The following is a 22,043-nucleotide window of genomic DNA, read 5'->3' on the forward strand; positions in this document are numbered from 1 at the left end:
CCCACCGCGGCCCCGTCACCACGAACCAGGAGAACACGTGAGCTACCCCTCGCGCCCGCCGCAGCAGAAGCCGAGCGCGCCGATTCAGGCGGTCAATGCCCTGGTGGCGGCTGAGAAGAAGGATCCGGGGCTGTGGTACTTCCTCGTCACCGTGTTCACCGCGGGGTTCCTGGCCGCCGTCCCCTTCTGGCACGCCTACGTCCGACTGCGGCGACCGGAGTTGCGGACCATGGCCATCAGCTACACAGCCGTGGACCTGTTCCTCGTCCTGCTGCTGGGGATCACACCTCCGTCGGGTTCCCCGGAGGCAGCAGAGTCGTCCCTCAGCGCAATCGGGGGGTTCATGTTCGTTGCGGTGACCATCGCTGCGTGCGTTCAGTTGCGAGGCATCCGGCGGGAGGTCTACGAGACACCGCCTGCCGTTCCCGTGCACGCCGACCCAGCTGTCGCGAGAGCACTCGCGGGGCGCCAGCGGCGCGACGAAGCCCGGAAGATGTGGGGGTCCGACCCGGCGCTGGCGCGTGAGCTGGGTGTGGGTCGACCCGATCTGCGGCGCGGGTTCGACGACGGCGGGCTCGTGGATCTCAACTCCGCACCGGCCGCCGTGATCGCTCAGGTGTGCGGCATCGAGGTGCAGCAGGCTGAGGCGATCGTGGCGGCGCGGCAGACGCGCGGAGGTACCTACTTCAACTTGGGGGAGTTGTTCGTCGACGTCTCCCTGCCCCCGCATGTCCAGCAACAGCTCGCCGATCGGGCGATCGTCTAGGGCTCGTCCTGGTGCTCCCGGGGGCCTTGGGGGGCCAGCGACTGGCGTGGTGACCGAGTGCTGCGACATGTGCGAAATGGTGATTGAGACGGACCTCTGCCGCTTAGCTGTCGCGGACGCCGTCGGATGAGCCGACGCCCATGAACGGGGAACCCATGTCCACTCTTGACCAGCCGACCGGTCAGCCTCTCGATCCGTCGGTTCCGCCGATGCCCACCAACTACGCGCCCGCCCAGTACGCGCCGCAGCCCTTCGGTCAGCCGCAGTTCGACCAGCAGACGGCGGGCTACCTGCAGCCGATGAACATGCCGGCGGCGGCGGCTCCCTACGGCCAGCCGATGGGCCCGGTCGGCAAGATCCGCAGCACCTGGGGCGTGATCGGACTGAGCATCATCACGCTCGGGATCTACTCGCTGTTCTACTACTACGCCACGCACGAGGAGATGAAGCAGCACTCCGGCGAAGGCCTCGGTGGCGTCGTCGGTCTGCTGTTCGGTCTCTTCACCGGTGGCTTGGTCAACGCCTTCGTGCTGCCGAACGAGATCGGCAACCTGTATGCCCGACAGGGTCGCTCTCGTCCGGTCAGCGCGACGACCGGTCTGTGGGTCATCCTGGGCGCCGCCATCGTGGTCGGGCCCCTGGTCTGGCTGATCAAGACCAACGGCGCGCTGAACGCCTACTGGCGGAGCGTCGGCGCCCGCTGACCTGCCTCGGGACGATGCCCCGCTCTCTCGATGGAGAGCGGGGCATCGGCGTCTCCATCCACGCCGACAGGCGAGATTGTGACGAGGTCGCTGACCAGATGTGACGAGGTCTGTCCACCGACGTAACCGGATCGACGCGCGCGCCGTGGCACTGTGGAAGTCGTGTCTTCTGCCGTGCCCGGTGCCTTGGGTGCCACTCCGCCGCCCGGTCCTCAGGACACCACCGCACCTCGCAGTGCCGAGCACGCCCGGCTGGCCGAGTCCGGCGACATGGGCTCGCCGTGGCGCCGCTGGGGTCCGTACCTGGCCGGACGGCAGTGGGGGACCGTCCGCGAGGACTACTCCGAGTCCAGCGACGCCTGGGCGTCCTTCCCCTTCGACCACGCCGTCGCCCGCACCTACCGCTGGGGCGAGGACGGCCTGGGCGGCATCTGCGACCGCTACGGCTTCCTCAACATCGGCGTCGCCGTCTGGAACGGCCGGGACCCGCTGCTCAAGGAGCGGTTGTTCGGTCTGACCAACGGCGAGGGCAACCACGGCGAGGACGCCAAGGAGCACTGGTGGGCCGTCGACGGCACGCCGACGCACTCGTGGATGCAGTGGCTCTACCGCTACCCGCAGGCCGAGTACCCCTACGCCCAGTTGCGCGAGGAGAACGCCAAGCGCTCCCGGCTCGAGCGCGAGTACGAGCTCAGCGACACGGGCGTGCTGGACGAGGACCGGTTCTTCGACGTCCAGCTGACCTACGCCAAGGCCGGTCCGGACGACGTGTGCATCACCGTCACCGCCACCAACCACGGCCCCGAGGCGGCGCCGCTGCACCTGCTGCCGCAGGTCTGGTTCCGCAACACCTGGTCCTGGGGGCTGGACGACCGCAAGCCCACGCTCGCCTTCACCCCGGACGCCGACGTCGCCACCGTCGTCGCCGAGCACGGCTACCTCGGCCGCTGGGTGCTCGCCGCCGACGGCGCGCCGGAGGTGCTGGCGTGCGACAACGAGACCAACGCCGTCGCCCTGTTCGGCGCCGAGCGCAACAGCAGCGAGTACCCCAAGGACGGGATCAACCGCCGCGTCGTCGGTGAGGACAAGTCCGCGGTCAACCCCGACGTCACCGGCACCAAGGCCGCGTTCTGGTACCAGTGGGACGCCGTCGAGCCCGGCGAGACGGTCACGGTGAAGCTGCGGCTCCGGCAGGCCGAGTCCGACGCGCAGATGTTCGGCGCGGAGTTCGACGAGGTCCTCGCCCTGCGGAAGACCGAGGCCGACGACTTCTACGCCAGCGTCATCCACCCGGGCCTGTCCGACGACGACCGGCACGTGGCCCGCCGCGCCTACGCCGGCCTGCTGTGGACCAAGCAGCTGTACCGCTTCGACGTCGCCCGCTGGCTGGACGGCGACCCGGACGCCCCGGCGTCCGAGGCGCGCCGCCAGCGCGGCCGGCGCAACACCGGCTGGCGCCACCTCTCTCTCGCCGACGTCATCTCGATGCCCGACGAGTGGGAGTACCCGTGGTTCGCCGCGTGGGACACCGCCTTCCACACCATCCCGCTGGCGCACGTCGACCCCGACTTCGCCAAGGAACAGCTCGTGCTGATGTGCCGCGAGTGGGCGATGCACCCCAACGGCCAGCTGCCCGCCTACGAGTGGGCGTTCGGTGACGTGAACCCGCCGGTGCACGCCTGGGCCGCCTGGCACGTGTACCGGATCGACGGCTACCGGGACCAGGAGTTCCTCATCCGGGTCTTCACCAAGCTGCTGATGAACTTCTCCTGGTGGGTGAACCGCAAGGACGCCGACGGGTCGAACGTCTTCGAGGGCGGCTTCCTCGGGATGGACAACATCGCGCTGTTCGACCGCTCCGCACCGCTGCCGCCCGGGTACCGGCTGGAGCAGTCGGATGCGACCAGCTGGATGGCGTTCTACTGCCAGCAGATGCTGAAGATCGCCCTCGAGCTGTCCCGGTTCGACCGGGCGTGGGACGGCACCGTCACCAAGTTCTTCGAGCACTTCCTCGCCATCGCCGAGGCGATGAACGCCTTCGGCTCGCACGAGGTGTCGCTCTGGGACGAGGGCGACGGTTTCTTCTACGACGTCCTGGTCGCGCCGGACGGGTCGCCGGAGCCGCTGCGGGTGCGCTCGATGGTCGGCCTGCTGCCCATCCTCGGGACCACGGAGATCCCGGCCTGGGTGAGCGAGCGGCTGCCCGACGTCGCCGACCGGGTGCGCTGGCTGCAGAAGCGCCGGCCGGAGCTGATGGGCCCGCTGACCACCCGCCGGGCGCCCGAGGGCCGCAAGATGCTGCTCTCGCTGGTCGACCGCACGCGGCTCGAGCGGATCCTGCAGCGGATGTTCGACGAGGCGGAGTTCCTGTCCCCGTTCGGCGTCCGGTCGCTGTCGAAGTCGACCGGGCAGGTGTTCGCCAACGTCGGTGGGCGCGACGTGTCGATCGAGTACGAACCGGGGGAGTCGCGCACCGGGCTGTTCGGCGGCAACTCCAACTGGCGCGGGCCGGTGTGGTTCCCGGTCAACGTGCTGCTGGCGGACAAGCTGCGCACGCTGGGCCGGCACTACGGCGACTCGTTCACCATCGAGCTGCCGACCGGGTCGGGCAACCGCTGCACGCTGGTCGACGCCGCGGACCTGATCGACAACTCGCTGACCCGGTTGTTCCGGCCGGTGGACGGCAAGCGGCCGGCGGACGGCGACCGGATCGAGTCCAGCGACTCACCGCTGTGGCGCGAGCACCCGACCTTCAGCGAGTTCTTCGACGGCGACACCGGCGAGGGTCTCGGTGCCACCCACCAGACCGGCTGGACGGCGCTGGTCGCCCACCTGCTCAACCCCCGGCTCCCACCCGACCCCCGCTGGGTCTGACGCTCGCTCCGCTCCTCGCCGAAGGCGTGCCTTCGGCGAGGTGGTGACGGGGGACGGCGCAGCGGCACCGAGAACCCGGGCAGGGTCGCCCCTGTGCCGGGCCCTCGGTGCTGCTTGACCGGAGTCGCGACTGCCCTGGGGCCTCCACGTCTCATCCCCGCAGCCGTTCGCGGCTGTGCCAAGGTGGAGTCGTGGTCGACGACCTCCTGGTGGCCCGCAACCCCGAGCCCGGCTCGTCCCTGCCCTACGTGATCCGGATCCCGCTGGGTCCGGACGGGATCGTGGTCAAGGCGCGGGAGACCTGGCCCGGTGCCGCCAAGGTCTACTGCCACCGCGCCGAGGGCTGGCCCGCCGACGCGGAGATCGTGGAGCGGCACGCGGTGCGGTCATGCAACCGCCGGGGGCCGGCCATCGACCTCGTGCTGGAGCGCGCCCGGCAGAACCGGTCGCAGTTCGTGCTGACCGAGGTCCGCGGCCGTCAGGTGATCTTCTGGCAGAGCCCGAGCACGACCAAGCAGGCCCGCCCCCGGGTGGTACTCCCGACGGCCCGCGCGGCCAGTCAGGTACTGGAGATCGTCGTCGACTCCGGCGAGAAGTACCCGTGGTCGTTCGGCCACCAGCAGGCCGTCACCCGCCGCCAGCGGTTACCGGTCGGCGACTACGCGGTAATGAGGGACGACGCCGTGGTGGCGGCGGTCGAGCGGAAGAGCGTCGGCGACCTGGTCAGCAGCCTGCTGTCGGGGCGACTCACGTACGCCCTGGCCGACCTCGCCGGCCTGCCCCGCGCTGCCGTGGCGGTCGAGGACCGGTACAGCCGTCTGTTCACCTTCGAGCATGCCCCAGGAGCGGCTGCCGCCGAGTCGCTGGCCGAGGCGCAGGCGCGGTTCCCCTCGGTGCCGATCGTCTTCTGCGAGACCCGACCCCTGGCGCAGGAGTGGGCCTACCGGTGGCTCGGTGCCTGCTTGACCGAGCTCGATGCCGCAGCGGGCACCGTCGGGGTCGAGCACACGTTCTCCCCAGGCAGCGCCGTGCCGGCACCGGCTCCCCGCCCGGCAATGGTCCGCGAGTGGGCGCGGGTGCGGGGACTGCAGATCAGCGCCCGTGGGCGGATCCCGCAGGACGTTGTCCACCAGTACCTGGTGGACAACGGCTTCTCGGGTTGATGACGACGCCGTTCAACCTTCTGGCCTGATTCCAGGCTAATCTGTTGATCGTGACCATCGTGCCGTTGAGCGAGGCCAAGGACAAGTTGTCGGCGCTGGTCGAGGCCGCCGAGACGACCCATGACATCGTGACGATCACGAGGCACGGGCGGGAGGCGGCTGTGCTGATGGCCAAGTCCGACCTCGACTCGCTGCACGAGACGCTGTTCTGGCTGTCCCAGCCCGGCGTGCGGGAGGACGTCGCCGAGGGGCGCCGTGAGCTGGCCGAGGAGCGGACGACCGCGGGTGCCGAGCTGAGGGCGGAGTACGGGCTCCAGGGGTGAGTTCCCCGTACGAGGTCCAGATCGCCTCGCCCGCACTTCGCCAGTTGCGTCGGCTGCCGCCGAAGGTCGCCGTTGCCATCGTCGAGTTCGTCACCGTCGTGCTCCCCTCGAACCCGTTGCGGCTGAGCAAGCCGTTGACGGGCGAGTTCGCCGACCTGCGCAGCGCGCGTCGCGGTGACTACCGGGTGCTCATCCAGGTCGATGACGGCGCCCGGACGGTGCTGGTCCTGCGCATCGCGCACCGGGCTGAGGCGTACCGGCCGCCACCTCCGTCGACGGGCTGAGCGTGCCGAGCGCCGGCGGCTCCACCGGGTCAGAGCCAGGCTTCGATGGCGTCCAGTTGCTCGTGGGTCAGCCCGGTGTAGAGGTCGGGGGCGACGACGAGGACGTGCGGGTTCGCGGCGAGCCAGTTCCCGGTCTCTGCGGCCTGCTCGGCCAGGTCGTCGTCGATCCAGACGATCCGCCGGCCCGGCTCCTCCTCGGCGACCTCCTGGGCGGCCTCGAGCTTCCACCAGCCGGACTGGCCGCCGAGCCGGCCCATGAAGCCGGTGGGCTTGGCGCGTCCGCCGGACCTCTCGCGCAGTCCGCGGGGCAGCCCCAGCGGTTCGGCGAGCAACAGGTCGGCGTTCTCCGCCCAGGTGGTCAGCCACTGGATCTCCACCCGGCCGGCCTCGTGCAGCGCGCGCAGCCGGGCGATGACGGTGGGGTCCCAGGACAGCACGTAGCCGTTGAAGGTGCCCTGCTGCCAGCCCGGCGGTAGCTCCCAGCGCATGGCGTTGAGCACCCCGTCGACGTCCAGGAGCAGGAGAGGTGGGCGAATCGATGGCATGCGGGGTCCCCTCCGTGGCGCGCCGGCCCGAGCGGGCGTCGGCGCACGACCTCATCCGAGCGTAGGAGGGCCGTCGTCGCCTGTGGGGAAGTCCGGTCTGACAGTCCGCTGGCGGGACCGCGACTCTCACATGACGGCGCAGCTCCCCGCGGTCGATCACTGCGCCAGTCCTTCGCAACGCTCACCGCTGCGCCGAAGGCGATCCGTTCATTCCGGCACCAGGACGGCCGATGACTCGGTTGCAACGAGTGTCGATCGAGGAGGCAACATGGTTGGGCTGGAGCGTCTACTCAACGGTGAAGAGCGGGTCAGTGACTTCGTCGCGTTCCTCGCCGATCTCGACCCTCAGCCGCTGGCTCGCGTACTCGGCCTTGACGCAGAGGGGTTGAAGGTCCGGCGCGAGGCGCTGGTCAATGGCAGAGGCGGCCGTGCCGACCTGTTGGTGGAGAACGCTGCTGGTGAGCCGCTGGCCCTGGTCGAGGTGAAGATCGGAGCCGGACAGCATGGCCGCCAGTACGCGGTGTATGACGAATGGGCCGCGCAGGATGGCCTGTCCGCCTCGTGCTGGCTGGTGACCCTCTCGGGCGACGACCCACATGTACCGCCGTCGTGGCACACGGGTCTCACGCTCGCCGGGCTCGTCGGGGAGTGGCGAAAGAGCGACCATGCGCAGGCGGCCTGGCTGGCTGACCTGGCCGCGGCAGTTCTCGAGCGGCGGGCGGAACAGCTCGAGGGTCGACTCGGGCTGGCCCAGGACCGAGTGGTGGCCGACCTCCTGGTCAAGCGACTCAAGGCCAGCTTGCGGCGCAGCCCGACGGCGGACCGACTGGACCTCGCGCTTGGCTCTGGCATGCGCACGAACGGTGGCGCGCCGATGCTGCTCGGCTGGTGGTCGATCGGGACGCGCGCGGGCCTGGATGTCTTCATGACGCTGGACCTCCGAGCCGACAACCCTCGACCACGCGCATGGGTACTTCGACTCGGACTCGAGGTCGATCCGCGAGACGTTCGAGACAGCGCGGAGGCGAGGGTGCTCGCGCATGACCTGGCCACGCCTATTGCCGCACGCCTGTCACGAACAGCGCTAGTCGCGACGCTCAACGAGGATCAACAGGCACTGGCCGCAGCGCTGGTGCCCCGGAAGCGCGGCTGGCACGACGGACTGTCCGGGAACCCCTCCCCACGGCGACTCGCAGATTGGCGGAGCGCTGCATCTGCGGGCGAGCCGACGGGCAAACATCCGATGCTCTTCAGCGACTCGCTGTACAACGGCGGATTGCGCCTGGCCTCGCAGCTACCGGTTGACGCGGCCGAACTCGACTGGCGCGACATGCTGGAGTTGATGGAGGTGTCGCTGGACCATCTGGCCAGCGTTGCCGCGGACGTCACGGTGGCCCCCGTCGAGGAATGACTCAGCGGGTACAGCTCACCTGAGAGACGGCGCCACCGAAGTGCGGCTGTTGCACTCGCACGACGGAGTGAGCGCCGAGCAGCTGACTGGTCGGCGACGCCGCTGGCCTGCACCGACGCGGTAGGTGTCCACCAACGCATGACTTCGTGCCGTGCGCCTCCAACAATCGTGGGGAACCAGAATGCGCCGACTACTTCTCGCCACGTTGACCAGTGGCGCCATGCTGCTGTCAGCCTGCGCCGCCGAACCTGCGGCTCCCTCTACGGATCCCGTCAGCGCGTCCACGCCACCGCCGGCTTTCACTGGCCCGTCCGGGTTGGAGCGCGAGTCGGAAGAATCGGCCCGTGCTGCGCTGGAGGCTCAGCGGGTCGCCGCAGAAGCCGCCGCAGCCGCAGCCGCTGCGGCGGAGGCGGAGGCTCAGCGCCAAGCGGAGACGGCCGCCGCCGCGGAAGCTGCACGCGCGTCGGCAGCAGCAGAGGAAGTGCAGGCGCCGCTGACTGAGGACGAGTGCATCGGCTACGGCTGCAGCCCGGAGCAGGACGCCGAGATCCTCGAGGGAGAGCGGTTGGCTAACGACGACTATGGGCCCGGTTGCGGCTACCAGCTCTGTAGCGAGCCGAGCTACTGAGAGCCATCCGTTGCCCAGGTAGTTGTGTCGGCTGCTGCCCGTGGGGCGTTCGAGGCGGGTGATGTCACGACTTCGCGACGTTGATCGGTCCGGCGCGTTTCCTCTGCCAAGTTGCACCCACGCGCCGGAACGGACCGGACGCTCAGTGCCAGGAGAACGAGATGCGCGGAGTCGTCGTCATCGACCAGCCGGTCGAGGACCGGGTCGTGGGTTGGCACGTGAACGTCGGCGAGGGCCTGGAGTCGACGATGGCCGGCGCCTGGGTACTGCCCTCGGACGACGACCGGATCGACCGACTGCTGGTCGGCCGGGTCCTCGTGACCACCGAGAAGGCCGCCCCCCGCTTCGGCCGCGGCGCTGACGTGGGTGCCCTCGCGATGGCGATCGTGGCGGAGACCAGCGCGCTGGACGCCGCCTTCGCCGCGCACGTGGCCGCGCTGCCGTCGTCCAAGCGCAGCCTGGTCGCCCCGCGCTGGCCGCGGATCCCCACCCGCCCCCGCGCCGAGATCGCCGGCGACCCGCTGGCCAGCAACGCCCTGACCCTGGCGCGCTGGGTCTCCCAGCTGCTGGCCGTCTGGGACCGCATCGAGAAGGAGCGCCTCACCCGGCCGTTCCTCGCCGTCCGCGGCGGCGACGTCGCCCGCCCGCTTCCGCCCGGCTGGGCGACGGCCGACGTCCTGACCCACGCCGCCTGAGCCCGGGTCGTCCTTCGCCAAAGGCACGCCTTCGGCGAGGACGGCCGCCGAAGGCGCGCCTGTGGCGACGACGACGGGAGTCAGGGCATGGGGTGGGCGGCGAGGAAGTCGGCGACCAGGGGGACGAACTCCTCGGCGCGTTCGGTGCCCAGAGCGTGGCTGGAACCCGGGCCGGTGAACATCTCGAGCTTCGCCCCGGGGATGGCCTCGGCGACCTGCTTGCCGTGCCAGGGCGGGGTCAGCAGGTCCTGCTCGCCGGCGATCACCAGCGTCGGCGCGGTGATCTCACCGAGCCGGTCGAGGGTGTCGTGGCCCATGTCGGCGTCCCACTGCTCGGCGCAGGTACGGATCTGCTCCGGAGTCGACGGGAACAGCGGCAGCAGATCCTGGATCAGCTTGCCGAACTCCGGGCTGTCCAGCAGCTGCGGGGAGAACGCGACGCCGAGGGCGCCGAGCCCGGACTCCAGGTCGCCCATCCGCCAGGGGTGCGCCAGCCCGGTCATCATCGCCCGCTGGAACCCGTCCGACCGCGCCCACGTGCAGTACAGGACGAGGGAGGCGACCCGCTCCGGCGCCGCGAGCACGACTTCCTGCGCGATCGCGCTGCCCAGCGAGTAGCCGAGCACGTGGGCGCGCTCGATCCCCAGGGCGTCGAGCACCCCGAGCGCGTCATCGGCCAGCGACCGGACGGTGAAGGTGTCCGCCCCGCGGGTCGAGCCACCCATCCCGCGCAGGTCGTAGGTGATCACCCGGTGCCGGCCGGCCCAGGCCTGCGCCAGGTCGACCCAGAAGCCCAGCGACTGGCTGGTGCCGTTGATGATCAGCAGCGGCTCGCCCTCGCCGTACTCCTGGACGGCGACGGAGATGTCGCCGACCTCGACGGTGCGCGGCGCGTGGACGGTCGGTGTGCTCAACGGGACTCCCATGTTCGGCCGAGGGGTGCCTGGACCACGCCCACCAGCGGGGGACGTCGTCCGGACCGATTGTGGGTCACGTCACATGGCGGGCGTCAACTGGGGTAGAACAGCCCTGCGACGGCGCACGACGAGGTGCGCCGTCCCGCACGGACTGGGGGACGGGCATGACGATGACGCAGCCGGCCGGGACGACGCTCGACGAGCGGGTCGAGCACGTGGACGTGCTGATCGTGGGGGCGGGCATCTCCGGGATCGGGGCCGCCTACCACCTCAAGGAGCACTTCCCGGACAAGAGCCTCGTCGTCCTCGACGCCCTGGAGAGCCACGGCGGCACGTGGAAGACCCACCAGTACCCCGGCGTCCGGTCCGACAGCGACCTGTTCACCTTCGGCTACCGGTTCAAGCCCTGGCGCGGGCCCTCCATCGCGTCCTCGGAGGAGATCCTCCGCTACCTCGACGAGGTCATCCGGGAGAGCGGCCTGGACGCCCACATCCGCCACGAGCACCGCGTCAGCTCCGCCACCTGGTCGACCGAGGACCGCCGCTGGACCGTCGAGGTCACCCGCGGCGACACCGGGGAGGAGCTGGTCTTCACCACCGACTTCCTCTGGATGTGCCAGGGGTACTACAAGCACGACCAGGGCTACACGCCGCAGTGGCCGGGCATGGACCGCTTCCGGGGCCGGGTCGTCCACCCGCAGCAGTGGCCCGCGGACCTCGAGCTCTCGGGCCAGCGGGTGGTCGTCATCGGCTCCGGCGCGACGGCGGCGACGCTCATCCCGGCCCTCGCCGAGACCGCCGCGCACGTGACCATGCTGCAGCGCTCGCCCACCTTCTTCTACGCCCGTCCGAAGACCCACGAACTGGCGACGACGCTCCGCGCGCTCGACGTCCCAGAGGAGTGGACGCACGAGATCCTCCGCCGCGCCTACATCGCCGAGCTCAACGAGCTGACCCGCATCTCGGCCGAGTCACCCGACCTCGCGCGCGAGTTCCTCATCGAGTCGATGCGCCCCCAGCTCCCGCCGGACGTCGACATCGACAAGCACTTCAACCCCTCCTACCGGCCGTGGCAGCAGCGGATCGCCGTCCTCCCCGACGGGGACCTCTTCACCGCGATGCGCGAGGGCAAGGCCTCCGTCGTCACCGACACGATCGAGACGTTCACCGAGACGGGCATCCGGACGTCGTCCGGGGAGGAGCTGGAGGCCGACGTCGTCGTCACCGCCACCGGCTTCGACCTCAGCGTCTTCGGGGACATCGCCTTCACCGTCGACGGCCGGCCGGTCGACTTCGCCGACACCGTCACCTACCGCGGGCTGATGTTCACCGGCCTGCCCAACCTGGCCTACGTGTTCGGCTACTTCCGGCACAGCTGGACCCTGCGCGCCGACCTGATCAGCGACTTCGTGTGCCGGCTGCTCGCGCACATGGAGGAGAAGGGGGCATCGATGGTCGTCCCGCAGCTGCGGGACGAGGACGCCGACATGACGCTCGGCCCCTGGGTCGACCCGGCCAACTTCAACCCCGGCTACCTCGCCCGCTCGATGCACCTGATGCCCAAGCAGGGCGACCGCGACCCGTGGGTCCACGGGCACGAGTACGTCGTGGAGCAGGAGGTCCTCCCCGCCGCCGACCTGGACGACGGGACCCTCGTCTACGGCTGACCCCGGTCGGCGCCTGCACGAACGAGGTAACGGAACGGCTCCGGGCGTCACCCTTTCGACGGGATGTGCACGCAGAGTCACCATCCTGGCCTCGACACCTGCTTGCCTGACGTCGTCCACCGATCGTCCGCGCTTCCCATGGCTGCGCCCGACCGGCTGGACGACGTCCGGAGGCCACGCAGAGTGATGACCCCCGCGACGTCTGACCGACATCGGGCGATGCAGGGGGACGTGTGGCACTCAGGGGACCGGGGACCGAGCTCTTCGACCGGCGGTACCGCGCGTTGCGCGTGTACTGGCCGACGAGCGCCCGGCTGCGTTGGCAGGCACGGGTCGACCGCCGGGCCGGCCTCCCGCTCGGCCTGAACCCGGGGACGACGCCGGTGCTGCAGGGCCTGGTCGCCCGGCACGACGACGCCTGCGAGCGCGAGCGCACCCGCTTCCACGTCGAGACCGCACCGCTCGCCGTCCGGCTGCAGCAGATCGAGGCGGAGCTGCCCATGGCGCGCCTGCTGCTGGCCGGCCGGGCCGACGAGGTCGCCCGCACGTCCAGCCCGCCCGCCGCGGAGGCGCTCGCGCTGCGGCTGGCCGGCGAGCAGGGCCTGCCGACCGAGCTCGTCCGGCAGCGCCGGCAGACCACCCACGACCGGGCCGCCGCTGCGGCTCGCGCCGCGCACGAGGACGCCCAGCGGGCCGTCGACGACCTGCTCGCCGAGGAGGCCGCCATCGGCGGCCAACTGCGCAACCGCTGGGACGTCACCCGCTCGCGGGCCCTCCGCTACGGCGACTTCATGCGCCGCCAGGCGTCGATCTACCGGCGTGCACTCATCCGCAAGCACCCCGAGCGGGAGTCGCTCGCCCACGGCTGGGAGACCGAGCTGTGCCCGGCCCCGAGCTGGGTCGCCGCCGACGACCGCACCCCGTCCCTCCCAGCAGCCGGAGTCAACGCGTGAACCGCCCGTGGAGCACGAAGAAGGTGACCGACCAGCCGCTGACGGCCTCGACCGTCGTCGAGAGCGAGCACGGGACGCTGCGTCGTCCGGTCGACCCCGCGCTGCCGCCCCGGCTGTCGGCGCAGGACTCGCGGGACGCCGTCAACAAGGCCGTCACCGAGCTGCACGCCAACGGCGCGCTGGACGCCGGCAACGCCGACGCCCTCGACGGCTGGATCGACACGCTCCGCCCGCAGTGGCACGCGCACGCCACCATGGCCAGCACCGGGCACGAAGCCGTCACCCAGCAGGTCCTCGGCGACGCCGAGGCCACCGCAGCGGCCGCCCGCCAGCGTGCCACCGACGCCCGCGCCGACGTGCGGCACACCGAGCGGCTGATCGGCGCCTTCGAGGGCGCGCTGCTCCCGGACAACGGCGCCGAGGCCACTGAGCGGCGGCAGCGCCGTCCGGAGCTGGACCGGCTGGACGGCCTCACCGAGGGGTCGTGGCCCAAGGTCCTCCGGTTCAGCCTGATGCTGCTGGTCGGCGCCGGCGACCTCGCCACCTTCTACCTCACGCTGGCTGTCCTCTTCGGTGAGGCCGAGTCGTGGCTCGTCTGGGCTCTCGTCGGGTCCTTCACCACTGCCTCCATCGCGCTCATGCACGCTGCCGGGCACACCGCGAAGAACATCCGCGAGGGGCAGGGCGGTCTGAACAAGGCAGCGGTCGCTGCCCTCGTGGTGGCCTGGGCGGCCCTGGGTGGCGTCGCGTTCTACGTCCGGCTGAACTCCAGCGAACCGGCTGCGTCGACCGCCGAGGTCGCCTTCGGTGTCGATCCGGCGACGGCGTCATCAGGGCCGTCGCCCCTTCTCACCGCCGTCCTGCTGGCCGGGCTGTTCCTGGCCTCCGGCGTCCTCGCGTTCTGGATCGGGTTCTCCCACCACCCGCGGATGACCAGCTACCGGTCGCTGCGCAGCCAGCTCGCCGTGCAGCGCACGGTGGCGATCGAGGCGGAGCAGGCGGCGATCGCCGCTGAGCACCTGCTCACCAACGCGCGGGCCGAGCAGCAGCGTGCGGCGCAGCGGGCGGCGGACGCCGTCCAGAGCGTCGACGCCGAGATCGTCGAGCTCAAGGAACTGGCCCGGCTGCACCTCGCGGGGCTGATCGGCGAGCCCGCCGCGACGAACGCCGTCACCACCGGCCGCGGCACCGGCCCGACGATGCCCGAGCCACATCCGGCTCCGCTCGCGACCGTGCTGCCCCGGGAGGCGGCGGACGCCGTCCACCACGGCGGGCGGGTCAACGGCTCACCCCAGCCCACCGCCGCGCGCTGACACCTGAACTCCTCGAAGGGAACCTCGTGCACTCCTCCGTCCTGCGCCGGCTGACCGTGGTCGCCGGCTGCTCCGCCCTGGCGATCGGCCTGGCCGGCTGCAGCGACCTCGCCGACCCGACCGGCGGGCTCGCGATCGTGGTCGGCGCGCGCAGCAACATGCCGACCCCGACCCTGGACGGCGAGGCCGCCGACGCCCTCGACACGGCGCTGGACGCCCAGTCGTACCTGGCCATCGCGGTAGCCGACGGTGACCCGTTCCTCTCCCCGATGAAGGGGCAGCTGCTCATCACTGGCAAGAACGGGCCGGCCCAGGAGGCGAGCAAGGAGAAGAACCGGCAGATGGTCGCCAAGGCACTCGCCGAGGCGGCAGCGAAGACGCCGGAGACCGACCTGCTCGGAGCCCTGGACCTCGGCGCGCGGGCGATCGCGGACTCCGATGGTGGGCACACGATCGTCGTCGTCGACTCCGGCCTGTCCACGGTCGCGCCGTTGGACTTCACCCAGCCGGGGATGCTCGACGCCGACCCGGCCGAGCTGGTCGCCAGCTTGCAGGCCGCCGACGAACTGCCCGACCTGACCGGGGACGCCGTCGTCTTCCAGGGACTCGGTGACACCGCGGACCCGCAGCCGACGCTGACCCGTGGCCAGCGCAAGAACCTCGTCGAGATCTGGACGGCGATCGCGACGGCCGCCGGCGCGAGCAGCGTGGACGTCGAGCAGTCGCCGCTGTCCGGGGACGCCGCGGTCGGGCTGCCCGACGTGAGCGTCGTGCCGCTGCCGGCGCCGATGACGTGCACCGCCGGGACGGTGACGCTGGCCGGCGGGAACGTCGCGTTCGTGTCGGACAGTGCTGCCTTCCTCGACACCGCGGCGGCGACGGACGTCGTCCGTCCGATCGCGCAGCAGATCGTCGACGGCGGGCTGACCGCGACCGTCACCGGCACGACCGCCGACGTCGGCGACGCCGTCGGCCAGCAGGCGCTGAGCCAGCAGCGTGCCGAGGCCGTCATGCACCTGCTCGTCGATCTCGGGGTGCCGGCCGATGCGCTGACCGTGCGCGGTCTGGGCAGCGACTTCCCCGGCTACGTGACCGACCACGACCCAGCGGGCAACCTCGTCCCGGCTGCTGCCGCGCAGAACCGGAAGGTCGTCATCGAGCTCGCCGGCGCATCGGCGGCGCTGGTCTGCTCCTGAGCCGTCGAGCGGTCCGGACACCGCGGTGTCCGGACCGCCGCTGGTCGTTGGCTTGCCATCGCCGGACGTCTTCGACGCCGCTGAGGGCCGCGAGCTTGTCTCGGGCGGCTGGCTGATGTTGGACGACGGACCGCTCCCGACCGGGCGTGCCAGCCCGCAAGCGGCAGCTCGGCGATAGCACAGTTGCTGCTGATGCAGCTAAACTGCATGCATGTCTGTCTCCATGACGATCCGCGACGTGCCCGACGAGACGCGGGACGAGCTCGCTGCCCGAGCCGCCCGCGCGGGCCAGTCGCTGCAGGAGTACGTCCGCGCCCAGTTGACCGCGCTGGCGCGCCGGCCGAGCCCTGACGACCTGTGGGCCCGCGTGCAGCAACGCGTCGAGGCGACGGGGTCCAGGCTGTCTGCTGACGCCATCCTCGAGGACCGGGACGCCGACCGGTCGTGACCATCGTGGTCGATTCTTCGGCGATGGTTGCGGCCTTGATCGACGGAGGAGTGGACGGCGCGTGGGCGCGCGCGGGCCTGGCCAGCGATGACCTCGTGGCACCGGAACACCTCTACGTCGAGGTGTCGAACGTGCTGCGGCGTGCCGTGGTGTCCGGCAGGGTGGCGCGTGAGGTGGCCGCCCTGGCGCACCAGGACCTCGTCCGTGCGCCGGTGACGGCCTTCCCCTTCGAACCGCTGGCCGCCCGTGTCTGGGAGTTGCACCCTTCGGTCACCGCCTACGACGGCGCGTTCGTCGCTCTCGCCGAGGTGCTGGACGCGCCGCTGTGGACGCTCGATCGGAAGCTCGCGGCGTCGTCCGGCCCGCGATGTGCCTTCCGTCTTCCGGAACGTTGAGCCGCTGACCCTCGTCAGCTGAGCGCGAGCGCCTGCCGGACGAAGCCGACGAACTCGTCGGGTCGCTCCCACGCGGCGAAGTGGCCGCCGGCGGTGCCGTGCTCGAACACCCGCAGGTCGAACAGCCGCTCGGCGACCGAGCGGCGCGACCGGATGATCTCGCCGGGGAACTGGCTGACCACGGTGGGCACGTCGATCCGCTCGATCGGCGGGCTCTGCTTCACGTACGGCGCGAACGACGTCCCGATCGCGCCGGTCACCCAGTACGCGGTGACCCAGGTCAGCAGTTCGTCGCGCGGGAACACCGACTCGACGTCGCCGCCGCAGTCGCTCCAGCTGCGCAGCTTCTCGACGATCCAGGCCGCGAGCCCGGCAGGGGAGTCGCCCAGCCCGACCGCCAGCGTGTGCGGCTTCGTCGACTGCTCGTGCATGTACGCGCCCTCGGTCGATCGCCAGGCCGAGATCCGCTCCCGCAGGTCGCGGACGTCGTCCGTCTGCGCCGCCGGGTCGCCGTCGAGGGCGGCGGCGAGCGGTACGTCGGTGACGTGCAGCACGGCCACCCGGTCGGGGTGGTTCGCGGCCAGCGCCGTCGCGACGCCACGGCCGATGTCCCCACCGGAGACCACGTAGCGCTCGTACCCCAGCTCGGCCATCGCCTCGGCGACGACCTCGGCCATGTCCGCCGACGACAGGCCCCGGTCCGGCAGAGGAGCGGCGAACGGGTAGCCGGGCAGCGCCGGGACGACGACGTGCGCGTCGGTCAGCAGCGGCAGCACCCGCTCGTAGCGCAGCACCGAGTCCGGCCAGCCGTGCAGCAGCACGACGGCGGTGGCACCCGCGTCGGCGGCGCGCTGGTGCACCGCCCGCAGCCGGTTCGTCCGCGCCCACGGCAGCGACCGGATCCGCTGCTCGTGCACCCGCCAGTCGTAGTCGTCGGCCCAGCTGTGCAGGAGCCCGGCGAGGAAGCCGTGCTCGGTGCCGCGGTCCCAGCCGGCCGTGCCGGTGCCCTCGACCGGGCGGTAGGCGTGCAGCCGCCGGCGCAGGTCCTCGAGCACCGCCTCCTCGACCAGCGGCGGCGCGGCGTCGTCCAGGTCAGCTCGTCCAGCGGTCACCGTGCCACCCTCTCAGCCCGTGTAGCTCGCCGAAAGCGCGCCTTGGGCGGGGACGGGGTCAGGCGGTCGGGGCGGTCCGCTGGTAGTCGCGCGGGGTCATGCCGTAGGTCGCCTTGAAGCGGCGGCTGAAGTGGCTGGCGTCGACGAAGCCGTGCGAATGGGCGACGGCCGCGATCGAGCGCCGCTGCCGGGCCAGCTCCGCCCGGGCCGCCTCCAGCCGCAGCCCGATCACCCACTGCTCCAGGCTCAACCCGGCCTCGCTGAAGGCCTTGTAGAGCTGCCGCACCGACACGGCGTGCGCCGCCGCGATCGACTCGGGCGACAGCCCCGGGTCGCCCAGCCGCTGGGAGACGTAGGCCCGTACCCGCGTCACCAGCGTCCCGTCGCGGACGGTGGCGCGCAGCCGGTCGTCCGCAGCCGCCGAGACGGCCAGCGCGCGCACCAGGTCCACCGTCGCCGCACCGAGCGCCGACGCGCCGTCGTCCGCTGACGTCTGGGGTGCGGTCGCGACCAGCCGCTCGAGGTGGGTCCGGAGCAGCCGGCGCAGCGGACTCGCGCCGATCCCCGGGCCCCCCGCCCGGACGACGTCCAGCGGCAGGTCGAGCTCGTCGTAGGAGACCAGCAGCACCCGGGCCCCGCCGCCCAGCGCGCAGCCGAACGAGTACGGCGCGCCCATGTCAATCAGCATCAGGTCCGGGCCGCGGACCAGCTGCTCGTGCCCGAACTGCGCGAACTCGCCGCACCCGCGCGCCTGGAACGACAGCCCGACCACCGGCTCGCCGTCGCGCCGCACGTGGGTCGCCGTCCGGGTCAGCCGGAACCCGGTCGCGTCGGTGGCCATCAGCGTGGCCGGCCCGTAGGACCACGCCTGCATCCGCACTGCCATCTCGTCCTGCGGCTGCCGGTACTCGACCCGGCACGACGCGCCGGACTGCTGCATGGCAGCGGCGAACGCCTCGCCGCGGTCGGCCCGCGGGACGTCGGTGGTGTCCAGGATCAGCATCGGCGACCTCCACCGGCAGGTGTCCGCCGAGCCTGGCAGGGGCCGGGCGGCGGAGGAAGGCACTCAGGCACCACAGGCGTGCACGGACAGCCGATCCGGCGACGGTCGCCGCTGCCAGGGTGCGAGGACCGCCCCATCCCACACGAGGAGACCGACATGGCCCCCGACACCATCGTGCTCATCCACGGCTTCTGGGTGACCCCGCGCAGCTGGGAGAACTGGAAGACGCACTACGAGAGCCGCGGTTTCCGCGTGGTCACCCCCACCTACCCCGGCTTCGAGGTCGAGGTCGAGGCGCTCAACGCCGACCCGACGCCGATCGCAGAGGTGACGCTGCCGCAGATCGTCGAGCACATGACCGAGGTGGTCGGCGCGCTGGAGATACCGCCGGTCCTCATCGGCCACTCCGCGGGCGGCACGATCACCCAGCTGCTGCTGGACCGCGGGTACGGAGCCGTCGGCGTCGTCCTCAACTCCGCGCCGACCGAGGGCGTCAAGGTGACGCCGCTGTCCCAGGCCCGGTCCACATGGGAGGTGCTGAAGAACCCGGCCAACCGGCACCGGGCGGTCGGGTTCAGCTGGGAGCAGTGGCACTACGCCTTCACGAACACCTTCAGCGAGGAGGAGTCGCGAGCGCTGTACGAGCGGTACGCCATCCCGGCGTCCGGGGGGATCCTGTGGAACTCGGTGCTGGCCAACCTGATGCCCGGGCCGCAGGACGCCCACGTCGACTACGCCAACGCGGCTCGCCCGCCGCTGCTGTTCGTCTCCGGCAGCGAGGACCACATCATGCCGCCGGCGGTGCAGCGGTCGAACGCCAAGCACTACTCCGGCGACGCCGTCACCGAGATCCGCGAGTACCAGGGCTACCCGCACCTGCTGCCGGCCGCGCCCGGCTGGGAGCAGATCGCGGACGACGTCCTGGAGTGGGCGCTGGCGCACGCGACCGGCGCGCCGTCCCGGGTGTCGTGAGACTGACCCACATCGGCGGGCCGACGCTGCTCGTCGAGGTCGCCGGCTGGCGGCTGCTGACCGACCCCACCTTCGACCCGCCCGGCCGGCGGTACGCATTCGGCTGGGGCACCAGCTCGCGCAAGGTGACCGGGCCGGCCGTCGACGCCGCCGACCTGCCGCCGCTGGACGCCGTCCTGCTCACCCACGACCACCACGCCGACAACCTGGACGACGCCGGCCGCGCCCTGCTGCCGTCCGCGCCGGTGGTGGTGACGACGGCGTCCGGCGCGACCCGGCTCGGCGGCACCACCCGCGGTCTGCGGCCCTGGCAGACGACGGTGCTGGAGGCCCCCGGTCGTCCGAGCCTGGAGGTGACCGCGACACCGGCCCGGCACGGTCCGCCGCTGAGCCGCCCGGTGGCCGGGGAGGTCGTCGGCTTCGCGCTGCGCTGGGAGGGGCAGCGCGACGGCGTGCTGTGGATCTCCGGGGACACCGTGCTGTTCGGCGGGCTGCGCGAGGTCGCCCGGCGGCTGCGGGTCGACACCGCGGTGCTGCACCTGGGCGGCGTCCGCTTCCCGGTGACCGGCCCGCTGCGGTACTCGATGACCGGCCGTCAGGCGGTGGAGCTGTGCGGTCTCCTCGGCCCCCGCACCGTCGTCCCGGTGCACTACGAGGGCTGGAGCCACTTCGCCCAGGGCCGGGTCGGGCTCGAGCGGGACCTCGCCCGGGCGCCGGAGGTCCGGCGCACGGTCCGCTGGCTGCCGATGGGTGAGGCCGCCGAGCTGGCGCCGGCCTGACCTGCGCCGGGCTCCGGCGTCCGCGTGGGACGCCGGAGCCCGGCGGCAGGACGTCAGGCCAGACGACGGGCGGTGTTGTAGCCCGACATCGCGTCGACGTTCACGATCTTGACGACCGAGCCGGCCGTCGGGGCGTGGACCATCTGCCCGTTGCCGATGTACATGCCCACGTGGCTGACCGGGCTGTAGAAGAACACCAGGTCACCGGGCTTGAGGTCGGCCTTCGCGACGTGCGTGCCCATCGTCGACTGGCTCTTCGACGAGTGCGGCAGCGAGATCCCGGCGGCCTTGTAGGCGTACTGGGTGAGCCCGGAGCAGTCGAAGGAGTTCGGGCCCGCCCCGGCCCAGACGTAGGGGTCACCCAGCTGGGCGAGAGCGCTGTCGACGGCGACCTGGGCCGCGGTGCTCGAGGCGGCAGCCGGAGCGGCGGCCACGGCGGCGGTGTCGGGTGCCGCCGCCTGGGCGGTCAGCGGGGTGAGGACGAGGCCGGCACCGGTGAGCAGGGCGATCAGGGCCCCACGGGTGGAACGGCGTGCGGGGGCTGTGCGCATGGTCGTCATGGACGACGTGTCTCCTGGTTCTCCACGACCGCCTACCGAGTTAGCTGACGGGTTCGGGCGGGGAACTCGCCCGGCGCACCGGCTGGTTGCCCGGTCGCGCTTCACCCCAGGACTGCACTGGGTCCTCGGCCCGGGCTTGCTCAGCGACGTTGCTGAGGGCGCCTGGCTCGGCGGTGCCCGGCGGGTGTCACACGGAAGGTGACGACTGGACCCGGCGGGCGCGATGAACGTATGGGGGTGAGAGGAGGAACGCTCGTGGACGCTGAGTCAACGACCAGTCACGGAAACAAGATGTTGACAAACCGACGCGCGCCGACTCGCCGACGACGACCTGCGGCGGGAGGTCGCGGCTGCTCTTTGACGTCTCAACTGTTCCAGGCCGACGGTTGGTTGATACATCTTTCGTCGGCTGGGCGCGCCTGAGCGTGGGGTGATGGCGCGACCACGCAGGCGGCTCTGTCGGAGGCTCACGACACGCCGGGCCCCTCGGGTCAGCGCGCAGCGAGACGGAAGACCGGCCACCCGATCTCGGTGCGCCAGGCCGCTGGGTCCGGGGTGTCGCGCGGGCCGACCAGGTAGGTCTCCCGCACCGGGCCGGCCACCGCGAGGGCGTGCTCGACCACCCAGCTGCCGAGCTCGCCGTAGGTGACGTCGATGCTGTCGTGGGCACCGACGTGCGTGGTCACCGCCAGCTCCACGGCGGGGAGGGTCACCCCGTGCACCCGGCCGGTGGGCGGGGGGTCGGCGACCGGCCGGTACACCAGCACGTGCCCCCGGCCGGCGGTGAACAGCTCGTTGTCGTACAGCCCGCCGGGCGGGCCAGGCGTCCCGACCAGCGCGTCCAGCTCGGCCATCGCGCCGGAGTACCAGCGCAGGACGTCGTCCAGGACGACCGTCGCCTCGACCGCGGCGACGGTCGTGGCCGGCACCGCCCGCAGCTCGACGTCCAGCGTCGTCGGCTCGGGGCGGAGCAGCCGCTGCAGCGAGGTCACCGCCGCACGGGTGCGCTCCAGCTGGTGCTCGAGCCGCTGCAGGTGGTCGGCGACGAGCCCGGCCCGCGCGCAGGGGTCGGGTGTCTGCAGGATGCGCTGCACGTCGGTCAGCGGGACGTCGAGCTCCCGCAGCCGGTGGATGACCTGCGCCGCCGGGATCTGCTCGGCGCTGTAGTACCGGTAGCCGCTGGCGGCGTCGACGCGGGCCGGCTCCAGCAGCCCGGCGTCGTGGTAGCGCCGCAGCGTGCGCACGCTGAGGTGGGTGAGCTGCGCGAACTCGCCGATGGTCAGCACCCGGGCACTCTGCACCCTCTCCCCGCGGGAGGGTCCAGCGCTGGACCCG

Annotated in this window: 23 protein-coding genes and 1 riboswitch; of the genes, 17 read left to right on the forward strand and 6 right to left on the reverse strand. The window is 71.8% G+C overall.

The window, feature by feature from the left end:
• The first annotated feature begins 37 nt into the window (after positions 1-37).
• From FHL79_RS10545 to FHL79_RS10570, 6 genes are all read left to right on the forward strand, one after another.
• Positions 38-766, forward strand: a complete 729-nt coding sequence (locus FHL79_RS10545; protein ID WP_138758559.1) for a helix-hairpin-helix domain-containing protein — start codon at positions 38-40, stop codon at positions 764-766.
• A 209-nt stretch (positions 767-975) separates the two neighbouring features.
• Complete coding sequence (locus FHL79_RS10550; protein ID WP_246080609.1) at positions 976-1,470, forward strand: DUF4234 domain-containing protein; 495 nt, start codon at positions 976-978, stop codon at positions 1,468-1,470.
• A gap of 162 nt (positions 1,471-1,632) precedes the next feature.
• The gene (locus FHL79_RS10555) at positions 1,633-4,344 is read left to right on the forward strand and encodes an MGH1-like glycoside hydrolase domain-containing protein (RefSeq protein WP_246080611.1); all 2,712 of its coding nucleotides are present in this window, start codon (positions 1,633-1,635) and stop codon (positions 4,342-4,344) included.
• A gap of 191 nt (positions 4,345-4,535) precedes the next feature.
• Positions 4,536-5,507 (forward strand): ERCC4 domain-containing protein, encoded by a 972-nt coding sequence (locus FHL79_RS10560; RefSeq protein ID WP_138758560.1) that lies wholly within the window; start codon positions 4,536-4,538, stop codon positions 5,505-5,507.
• Positions 5,508-5,557: 50 nt separating this feature from the next.
• On the forward strand, positions 5,558-5,830 hold the full coding sequence (locus FHL79_RS10565) for a type II toxin-antitoxin system Phd/YefM family antitoxin (protein WP_138758561.1): 273 nt from the start codon (positions 5,558-5,560) through the stop codon (positions 5,828-5,830).
• On the forward strand, positions 5,827-6,114 hold the full coding sequence (locus FHL79_RS10570; protein ID WP_138758562.1) for a type II toxin-antitoxin system RelE family toxin: 288 nt from the start codon (positions 5,827-5,829) through the stop codon (positions 6,112-6,114). The genes FHL79_RS10565 and FHL79_RS10570 overlap by 4 nt, the downstream gene beginning before the upstream one ends.
• A gap of 29 nt (positions 6,115-6,143) precedes the next feature.
• Here the strand turns inward: FHL79_RS10570 and FHL79_RS10575 are convergent, their stop codons facing one another.
• Positions 6,144-6,659, reverse strand: coding sequence for an HAD domain-containing protein (locus FHL79_RS10575; protein ID WP_138758563.1), 516 nt, complete (start codon positions 6,657-6,659; stop codon positions 6,144-6,146).
• Between the two features lie 268 nt (positions 6,660-6,927).
• On the opposite strand from FHL79_RS10575, the gene FHL79_RS10580 reads away from it, so the two are divergent.
• From FHL79_RS10580 to FHL79_RS10590, 3 genes are all read left to right on the forward strand, one after another.
• Entirely contained in the window at positions 6,928-8,070 is a 1,143-nt protein-coding gene (locus tag FHL79_RS10580) for a PDDEXK-like family protein (RefSeq protein ID WP_138758564.1), read from the forward strand.
• A gap of 220 nt (positions 8,071-8,290) precedes the next feature.
• The gene (locus FHL79_RS25400) at positions 8,291-8,698 is read left to right on the forward strand and encodes a hypothetical protein (RefSeq protein ID WP_179966088.1); all 408 of its coding nucleotides are present in this window, start codon (positions 8,291-8,293) and stop codon (positions 8,696-8,698) included.
• A 161-nt stretch (positions 8,699-8,859) separates the two neighbouring features.
• The gene (locus FHL79_RS10590) at positions 8,860-9,393 is read left to right on the forward strand and encodes a hypothetical protein (RefSeq protein WP_138758565.1); all 534 of its coding nucleotides are present in this window, start codon (positions 8,860-8,862) and stop codon (positions 9,391-9,393) included.
• Positions 9,394-9,473: 80 nt separating this feature from the next.
• Here FHL79_RS10590 and FHL79_RS10595 read toward each other — a convergent pair whose 3' ends face one another.
• Complete coding sequence (locus FHL79_RS10595; RefSeq protein ID WP_246080613.1) at positions 9,474-10,307, reverse strand: alpha/beta fold hydrolase; 834 nt, start codon at positions 10,305-10,307, stop codon at positions 9,474-9,476.
• 167 nt (positions 10,308-10,474) lie between these two features.
• On the opposite strand from FHL79_RS10595, the gene FHL79_RS10600 reads away from it, so the two are divergent.
• The 6 genes from FHL79_RS10600 (at position 10,475) to FHL79_RS10625 (ending at position 16,282) form a co-directional block, all read left to right on the forward strand.
• Positions 10,475-11,977 (forward strand): flavin-containing monooxygenase, encoded by a 1,503-nt coding sequence (locus FHL79_RS10600; RefSeq protein ID WP_138758567.1) that lies wholly within the window; start codon positions 10,475-10,477, stop codon positions 11,975-11,977.
• 233 nt (positions 11,978-12,210) lie between these two features.
• On the forward strand, positions 12,211-12,930 hold the full coding sequence (locus FHL79_RS10605) for a hypothetical protein (protein WP_138758568.1): 720 nt from the start codon (positions 12,211-12,213) through the stop codon (positions 12,928-12,930).
• Positions 12,927-14,243: a hypothetical protein gene (locus FHL79_RS10610; RefSeq protein ID WP_138758569.1), complete on the forward strand. Its 1,317-nt coding sequence runs from the start codon at positions 12,927-12,929 to the stop codon at positions 14,241-14,243. The genes FHL79_RS10605 and FHL79_RS10610 overlap by 4 nt, the downstream gene beginning before the upstream one ends.
• A gap of 26 nt (positions 14,244-14,269) precedes the next feature.
• Positions 14,270-15,439, forward strand: coding sequence for an OmpA family protein (locus FHL79_RS10615; protein ID WP_138758570.1), 1,170 nt, complete (start codon positions 14,270-14,272; stop codon positions 15,437-15,439).
• Positions 15,440-15,650: 211 nt separating this feature from the next.
• Complete coding sequence (locus FHL79_RS10620) at positions 15,651-15,887, forward strand: FitA-like ribbon-helix-helix domain-containing protein (protein WP_138758571.1); 237 nt, start codon at positions 15,651-15,653, stop codon at positions 15,885-15,887.
• Positions 15,884-16,282 (forward strand): type II toxin-antitoxin system VapC family toxin, encoded by a 399-nt coding sequence (locus FHL79_RS10625; RefSeq protein WP_138758572.1) that lies wholly within the window; start codon positions 15,884-15,886, stop codon positions 16,280-16,282. Before FHL79_RS10620 ends, FHL79_RS10625 begins: the two co-directional genes overlap by 4 nt.
• Before the next feature lie 14 nt (positions 16,283-16,296).
• On the opposite strand, the gene FHL79_RS10630 is transcribed toward FHL79_RS10625, so the two are convergent.
• Positions 16,297-17,394: an epoxide hydrolase family protein gene (locus FHL79_RS10630; RefSeq protein ID WP_218938419.1), complete on the reverse strand. Its 1,098-nt coding sequence runs from the start codon at positions 17,392-17,394 to the stop codon at positions 16,297-16,299.
• Between the two features lie 58 nt (positions 17,395-17,452).
• Positions 17,453-18,397, reverse strand: coding sequence for a helix-turn-helix domain-containing protein (locus FHL79_RS10635; RefSeq protein WP_138758573.1), 945 nt, complete (start codon positions 18,395-18,397; stop codon positions 17,453-17,455).
• Between the two features lie 156 nt (positions 18,398-18,553).
• On the opposite strand from FHL79_RS10635, the gene FHL79_RS10640 reads away from it, so the two are divergent.
• Together FHL79_RS10640 and FHL79_RS10645 are read left to right on the forward strand one after the other, a co-directional pair.
• The gene (locus FHL79_RS10640) at positions 18,554-19,369 is read left to right on the forward strand and encodes an alpha/beta hydrolase (protein ID WP_138758574.1); all 816 of its coding nucleotides are present in this window, start codon (positions 18,554-18,556) and stop codon (positions 19,367-19,369) included.
• Positions 19,366-20,148 (forward strand): MBL fold metallo-hydrolase, encoded by a 783-nt coding sequence (locus tag FHL79_RS10645; RefSeq protein ID WP_138758575.1) that lies wholly within the window; start codon positions 19,366-19,368, stop codon positions 20,146-20,148. Before FHL79_RS10640 ends, FHL79_RS10645 begins: the two co-directional genes overlap by 4 nt.
• A gap of 53 nt (positions 20,149-20,201) precedes the next feature.
• On the opposite strand, the gene FHL79_RS10650 is transcribed toward FHL79_RS10645, so the two are convergent.
• Both FHL79_RS10650 and FHL79_RS10655 read right to left on the reverse strand, forming a co-directional pair.
• The gene (locus FHL79_RS10650; RefSeq protein ID WP_138758576.1) at positions 20,202-20,708 is read right to left on the reverse strand and encodes an NlpC/P60 family protein; all 507 of its coding nucleotides are present in this window, start codon (positions 20,706-20,708) and stop codon (positions 20,202-20,204) included.
• Positions 20,709-20,723: 15 nt separating this feature from the next.
• Positions 20,724-20,864, reverse strand: a riboswitch (cyclic di-AMP (ydaO/yuaA leader).
• Positions 20,865-21,199: 335 nt separating this feature from the next.
• Positions 21,200-21,994, reverse strand: coding sequence for a MerR family transcriptional regulator (locus tag FHL79_RS10655; protein ID WP_138758577.1), 795 nt, complete (start codon positions 21,992-21,994; stop codon positions 21,200-21,202).
• Between the last annotated feature and the right edge of the window lie 49 nt (positions 21,995-22,043).

Source organism: Modestobacter altitudinis, assembly GCF_005930475.1.
GTDB lineage: Bacteria > Actinomycetota > Actinomycetes > Mycobacteriales > Geodermatophilaceae > Modestobacter > Modestobacter altitudinis.